This is a genomic window from Streptomyces sp. NPDC044061 (assembly GCF_056434305.1).
This window is the reverse complement of sequence record NZ_JBWKFL010000018.1, coordinates 40,732-46,731: the sequence shown is the minus strand read 5'-3', so window position 1 is coordinate 46,731 and position 6,000 is coordinate 40,732. Positions and strand designations below refer to the sequence as shown.

Below are 6,000 nucleotides of genomic sequence, written 5' to 3'. Positions count from 1 at the left end.
CGAGGATGAGGCGGTCGATTGAGAAGTTCCGGGGGCGGGGGCGGGTCGGTCCGCTGAGAAGGAGCAGGGCGGAGGGTCGGCCGCGATGTGCCGGGCCGGGAGGCGGGGTGGTCGGCCGAGAAGTTCCGGGGCCGAGGATGAGGCGGTCGATTGAGAAGTTCCGGGGGCGGGGGCGGGTCGGTCCGCTGAGAAGGAGCAGGGCGGAGGGTCGGCCGCGATGTGCCGGGCCGAGGGGGCGAGACGGTCGGCCGAGAAGTTCCGGGACGGCGTGGTCGACTCAGAAGTTTCGGGCGGGGGAACGGTCGGCTCCACCGGGCCCGGTGGTCGGCTCGGTCCGCCGGGAAGTTCCGGGTGCAGGGGCGGAGCGACTGGCTGGGAGTGCCGGGCCCGGTGGTCGGCGTGGGGGCCGGAAATCGGGGCGCCGATCGGTTCGTCCGGCGCGGTCGGCGCCGGTCGGCCCCGGTCGGCTCGCTTCCGTCCGCCAGGTCGCCTCGGTCAGCTCGGCCGGCTGAAAAGTGCTGGGCCGTTGGTCTCGTCGTTCGGCCGCGATGTGCCGGGCCGGGTAGCGGAGCGACCGGCTGCCAGGTGCCGAGCCCGTGGTCGGTTTCATGGCCGGCAGACCAACCCGTCGAGTCGTTCCTCCGGCTCGGTCGGCTCGGGCACTCGGTCGGCGGGACCGCCGCTGTCGGCCAAGCCGCTTGGGCCGGCTCGGCCGCCCGGTCACCCACTCACCCAGACAGCCACTGTCGGCCAAGCCGCTTGGGTCACCCAGACAGCCACTGTCGGCCAAGCCGCTTGGGCCGGCTCGGCCGCCCGGTCACCCGGTCGGCCGGACCGCTTCGGTCGGCTGCGTCGGGGCAGTCGCCGCGAGTCAGCCGGATCGCCTCTGTCGGCCAAGTCGGTTGGGGCCGGGTGGAGGGTCAAGTCCTCGTCGCGGGACGAGGGGTGGCGGCCGATGGGGTGGTCGGTGACTCGGGCGTATCTCCGGGGAGTTCGGGGTCGGCTCGACTCGCTCGGGAGCAAACCGCACTATCGAGCGGTGTCTCGGGGCACTATGAACGACGTGGCAGCCGCGGACAGGGGGAGCGTTCGGGGTGGCGGTTCGGGCCGGGTCGGCGGTGCCGTCCGCGCGGTCGGGCGTGCCCTGCACTTCCCCGTCACCGGTACCGCGCGCGGGATCCGCAAGGCCACGCACGCCCACGGGGCGGGTGAGTCGGGGCTGGGCAAGCTGATCGAGCTGCACGCGGTGAACGGCGCCGGCGACGTCATGATCACCGTGGCCCTCGCCTCCACCGTGTTCTTCTCCGTGCCCACCGACGAGGCCCGGGGGCGCGTCGCTCTGTATCTGGCCATCACCATGGCCCCCTTCACCGTGCTCGCCCCCGTCATCGGACCCCTGCTCGACCGGCTGCCGCACGGGCGGCGCGCCGCCATGGCCGGGGCCATGCTGGCCCGCGCGCTGCTCGCGCTGATCATCTCGGGGGCGGTGGCGAGCGGGAGCCTGGAGCTGTACCCGGCCGCACTCGGGGTGCTGGTGGCCTCCAAGGCGTACGGGGTGGTCCGCAGTGCGGTCGTACCGCGGCTGCTGCCCCCGCGCTTCTCCCTCGTGAAGGCCAACTCCCGGGTCACCCTCGCCGGCCTGCTGGCCACCGGCGTGGCCGCGCCGATCGCGGCGGGGCTGCATGCCCTCGGGGACCCCTGGCCGCTGTACGGCGCCTTCGTGATCTTCGTCGCAGGGACGTTTCTGTCCTTCTCGCTGCCGCCCAAGGTGGACTCCGCCAAGGGCGAGGACGTGGCGCTGCTGGCCGCCGACGAAGAGCATCTGCACGGCCCGCACCGCAAACAGGTCAAGCGGCCTGGGCTGCGCACCGTCGGGCCCGCCGTCACGCACGCCCTGGGCGCCAACGCCTCCCTGCGCTGCCTGTCCGGCTTCCTGATCTTCTTCCTCGCCTTCCTGCTGCGCGAGCACCCGCTGCCCGGGGAGAGCGCGGCGGTCTCGCTGGGGATCGTCGGCGTCGCGGCGGGTGCGGGGAACGCGCTGGGTACGGCCGTCGGCGCCTGGCTGAAGTCGAAGGCGCCCGAGATCATCATCGTGACCGTCGTCGCCGTGGTGCTCGGCACTGCGATCGTGGCCGCCCTGTTCTTCGGGCCCTTCCTCGTGGCCTGTCTGACCGCGGTCGCGGGGTTCGCGCAGGCGCTGGCCAAGCTGTCCCTGGACGCGCTGATCCAGCGCGACGTGCCCGAACTCGTTCGGACGTCGGCGTTCGCGCGGTCGGAGACGATGCTCCAGATGGCCTGGGTGTTCGGCGGCGCGATCGGCATCGTGATGCCGCTCAACGGCGCCCTGGGCCTGGTGGTCGCCGCCGCGATCGTGGCCGCAGGCTGGCTGACCACTCTGCGCGGACTGCTCGCCTCGGCACGGCAGGGCGGCCGGTCGCGGGCGCGAGTGGCGTAACGAACCGGGCACGCCGCACCCCGCATGGGCAGACGGCTGCGGGCGCCCGATAGCCTTCGGCCATGACCACGCTGCAATCCGTTGTGCGACGCCGCCGCGCCGTCGCCGCCGCCGGCGCCGTTTCCGCCGGACTGCTCGTCCTGTCTGCCTGCGAGAAGCCGACGCCCGTCGCGACCGTCACCGTTGGCCGAAGTTCGGTCAGCTCCGAGGCGGTCTGCTACAACGACGGCAAGGCGCTGGACGCCGCGTCGCTCACGAAGTGCGCCAAGAACGCCGGCGACATCAGGTCGATCAAGGTGGACCAGGACGAGACGGTCCGCTTCGGCGTCGACCCGAAGATCGCGGACAGCGGCTGGACGATCCTGGTCAACGGCCGCCAGTTCACCGATGTCAGCAAGAAGACGTACCGCACCATCCCGGGCAGTGCGTTCTTCAACGCCCAGTACGGCACCCAGGGCGACACCAACACGGTCTCCATCCAGATGGGCACCAGCCCCGCCAAGGGCCTGTGGTCCTTCAAGCTGAAGAAGGCCTGACCACGCCTGCCGTACGCGTCCTCGTCGCCACCGCCGTCCCGGTCGAACGGAACGCGGTGGCAGGGGCGTTTCCCGGGGCCGAGGCCCCGGAGATACGGCTGCCCGGGGCGCTCCGCGTGGTGCGCACGGCCGCGGGGTACGACCTGCTGGCCGCCGGTGTCGGGCCCGCTCTCGCCGCCGCCTCCACCGCCACCGCGCTCACCGCCGCCGCCCTGGGCGGCAGCCCCTACGACCTCGTCGTCTCGGCCGGGATCGGCGGCGGCTTCCAGCCCGGGGCGCCGCTCGGCTCGCTCGTCGTCGCCGACGCGATCACCGTCGCCGATCTGGGCGCCGAGACCGCCGACGGCTTCCTCCCGGTCACCGAACTCGGCTTCGGGACCGTCACTCATCGGCCGCCGAAATCACTCGTACGAGGCGTGTCCGAGGCCATCGGGGCGCGCCCCGGCACCGTCCTGACCGTCTCCACCGTCACCGGCACCGCCGCCCGCGCCGCCGAGCTGCGCGCCCGGCACCCGGAGGCCCTCGCCGAGGGCATGGAGGGGTTCGGGGTCGCGGAGGCGGCCGCCGCGCACGGCGTGCCCGTGCTGGAGATCCGCGCGATCTCCAACCCGGTCGGCCCGCGCGACCGCGCCGCCTGGCGCATGGGCGACGCGCTCGCCGCGCTCACCGAGGGTTTCGGGAAGCTCGCGCCCGCATTGGAGAGTTGGAAAACCGTATGACGACCAGTGAGCAGTCCCTGCGGATCGCCTATTCGCCCTGCCCGAACGACACGTTCGTCTTCGACGCCCTCGCCCACGGCCGCGTCCCCGGCGCACCCGCCCTGGACATCACCTTCGCCGACATCGACATCACCAACGGCATGGCCGAGCGTGGGGAGTTCGACGTACTGAAGGTGTCGTACGCCGTGCTGCCGTACGTCCTGGACGAGTACGCGCTGCTGCCGTGCGGCGGAGCGCTCGGGCGTGGCTGCGGGCCGCTGGTGCTGACCCGCGAGGGTGACACCGACCTGACGGGGCGTACGGTCGCGGTGCCGAGCGAGAAGTCGACCGCGTACCTGCTGTTCCGGCTGTGGGCGGCGGACACGCTGCCCGGCGGGGTCGGGGAGATCGTGGTCATGCCGTTCCACGAGATCATGCCGGCCGTGCGGGACGGCAAGGTGGACGCCGGGCTCGTCATCCACGAGGCCCGTTTCACCTACCAGAACTACGGGCTGCACAAGCTCGCCGACATGGGCGAGCACTGGGAGCGCACGACCGGACTGCCGATCCCGCTGGGCGCGATCATCGCCAGGCGCTCGCTGGGCGAGGAGACCCTCGGCCGCCTCGCCGCGTCCGTCCGCGACTCCGTGCGGGCCGCCTGGGACGACCCGGAGGCCTCCCGGCCGTACGTCATGGAGCACGCCCAGGAGATGGACCCGGCCGTCGCCGACCAGCACATCGGGCTGTACGTCAACGAGTTCACCGCCGACCTCGGCGAGGACGGCTATGCGGCGATCCGCGGGCTGCTCACGCGTGCGGCGGCCGAGGGGCTGGTACCGCCCCTCGGCCCGGATGCGCTCGCATTTCCCTGAGGGTCACACCCCCCGCGCGTCACACGTCCAGCTGGTCGGCGACCGCGCGCAGCAGGCCGGCGATCTTCTTCCCGGAGGCCTTCTCCGGGTAGCGGCCCCGCTCCAGTCCCGGCGTGATGTTCTCGAGAAGGGTCGTCAGGTCCTGCACGATCGAGGCCAGCTCGTCCGGCTTCTTGCGCTGCGCGGCCGCGACGGACGGCGTCGGGTCGAGCACGGTCACGGAAAGTGCCTGGTCGCCGCGCTGACCGGCGACGACGCCGAACTCCACGCGCTGTCCCGGCTTGAGCGCTTCGACTCCGGCGGGGAGAACCGAGGAATGGACGAAGACGTCACCGCCGTCGTCGCGGGAGAGAAAGCCGAAGCCCTTCTCACTGTTGAACCACTTGACCTTGCCGGTAGGCACGTCTGTCCTCGTCCTCGTACTCGTCGGGAAAACTACTTCGGAAACGGCTCTGATAGCACTGGAGCGGGTCGAGGGTGACCCGCCGCTACCAAGCGCTAACAAGGCTAATGCTCTTCGGGCGGGTGACAAGACGTCCCCCGGTTGTTCTCTCGGGCTGGGAACTACCCTGGTCCGGTGCGTGACAAAACCCAAACGAATTCCGCCGGGCCCGGTGACCGACTGATCCGCGTCGGTGCCGTCGTGTTCTTCATCGGTGCCGTGGCCACCCTCGTCACCGTGGCACCGCTGTTCCTCGGAACGAAGCCTTTTCCGACCTACATGTTCGGCTTGAGCATGCTCATGGCCGTCGGTTTCCTGATCGCCGGGGCGGGTGTACTGCGCTCGGTCACCGCCGGCCGGCGTCAGGCGCGGGGCGCCTCGCGGTAGCCGGCGAGCCAGACCGGGAAGGCGGACAGATCGTCGAGCACGACGTCCGCCCCGGCGGACCGCAGCTCCTCGCCGTCGCACGGCCCGGTGGCCACGGCGACCGACAGGGCGCCCGCCGTACGGGCTCCGCGCACGTCCCCGACGTGGTCACCGACGTACACACCGGCGCCGTACTCGAGCAGGGCCTCCGCCTTCTGCTCGGCCCACAGGTCGCCCACCACCACGTCGGGTTCGATGCCCAGGTGGGCCAGGTGCAGCTTGGCGTTCGGCTCGTACTTCGCGGTGACCACGATCGTCCGCCCGCCGGCCGCCCGCACCGCCTCGATCGCCTCCCGCGCGCCCGCCATGGCGGGCGTGGCGGCTATCCGCCTTCGACGGGTACATCTCCCGGTACAGGTCGGCCATCACGGCGACCTCCTCGGCCGGGAACCAGTTGACCAACTCGTCCACGAGCGGCGGCCCAAGCCGGGTCACCGCCAGATCGGCGTCGATGTACGTGCCCGTCCGCTCCGCCAGCGCCAGATAGCAGGCGCGGATGCCCGGCCGGGAGTCGATGAGCGTCATGTCGAGATCGAAGCCGACGGTGAGGGCGGGCGTGGCGGTCATGAGG

General features: G+C 72.0%; 6 protein-coding genes and 1 pseudogene. 5 read left to right on the top strand and 2 right to left on the bottom strand.

What is annotated here, in order from left to right; translation table 11 throughout:
- Positions 1–1,054 precede the first annotated feature (1,054 nt).
- The 4 genes from AC07CM_RS28115 to AC07CM_RS28100 all read left to right on the top strand — a co-directional run bounded on the left by AC07CM_RS28115 (position 1,055) and on the right by AC07CM_RS28100 (position 4,561).
- Positions 1,055–2,455, top strand: coding sequence for an MFS transporter (locus AC07CM_RS28115; RefSeq protein ID WP_478879388.1), 1,401 nt, complete (start codon positions 1,055–1,057; stop codon positions 2,453–2,455).
- A gap of 62 nt (positions 2,456–2,517) precedes the next feature.
- Positions 2,518–2,991 carry a DUF2771 domain-containing protein gene (locus AC07CM_RS28110; protein WP_478879226.1) on the top strand — a complete coding sequence of 158 codons (474 nt, stop codon included), beginning with the start codon at positions 2,518–2,520 and terminating at the stop codon, positions 2,989–2,991.
- The gene (locus AC07CM_RS28105; protein ID WP_478879225.1) at positions 2,964–3,710 is read left to right on the top strand and encodes a futalosine hydrolase; all 747 of its coding nucleotides are present in this window, start codon (positions 2,964–2,966) and stop codon (positions 3,708–3,710) included. Before AC07CM_RS28110 ends, AC07CM_RS28105 begins: the two co-directional genes overlap by 28 nt.
- Positions 3,707–4,561: a 1,4-dihydroxy-6-naphthoate synthase gene (locus AC07CM_RS28100; protein ID WP_478879224.1), complete on the top strand. Its 855-nt coding sequence runs from the start codon at positions 3,707–3,709 to the stop codon at positions 4,559–4,561. Before AC07CM_RS28105 ends, AC07CM_RS28100 begins: the two co-directional genes overlap by 4 nt.
- A gap of 19 nt (positions 4,562–4,580) precedes the next feature.
- On the opposite strand, the gene AC07CM_RS28095 is transcribed toward AC07CM_RS28100, so the two are convergent.
- Positions 4,581–4,964: a cold-shock protein gene (locus tag AC07CM_RS28095; protein ID WP_478879223.1), complete on the bottom strand. Its 384-nt coding sequence runs from the start codon at positions 4,962–4,964 to the stop codon at positions 4,581–4,583.
- 174 nt (positions 4,965–5,138) lie between these two features.
- Between AC07CM_RS28095 and AC07CM_RS28090 the strand changes: the two genes are divergently transcribed.
- Positions 5,139–5,390 (top strand): hypothetical protein, encoded by a 252-nt coding sequence (locus AC07CM_RS28090; RefSeq protein ID WP_478879222.1) that lies wholly within the window; start codon positions 5,139–5,141, stop codon positions 5,388–5,390.
- On the opposite strand, the pseudogene AC07CM_RS28085 reads toward AC07CM_RS28090, so the two are convergent.
- Positions 5,366–5,996, bottom strand: a pseudogene (locus AC07CM_RS28085) (HAD family hydrolase). The gene AC07CM_RS28090 and the pseudogene AC07CM_RS28085 sit on opposite strands and share 25 nt — an antisense overlap.
- Between the last annotated feature and the right edge of the window lie 4 nt (positions 5,997–6,000).

What these genes read in the sequence shown, in the direction of transcription:
- AC07CM_RS28115 (WP_478879388.1), top strand. Translation starts at nt 1,055, where the DNA reads ATGAACGACGTGGCAGCCGCGGACAGGGGGAGCGTTCGGGGTGGCGGT.
- AC07CM_RS28110 (WP_478879226.1), top strand. Translation starts at nt 2,518, where the DNA reads ATGACCACGCTGCAATCCGTTGTGCGACGCCGCCGCGCCGTCGCCGCC.
- AC07CM_RS28100 (WP_478879224.1), top strand. Translation starts at nt 3,707, where the DNA reads ATGACGACCAGTGAGCAGTCCCTGCGGATCGCCTATTCGCCCTGCCCG.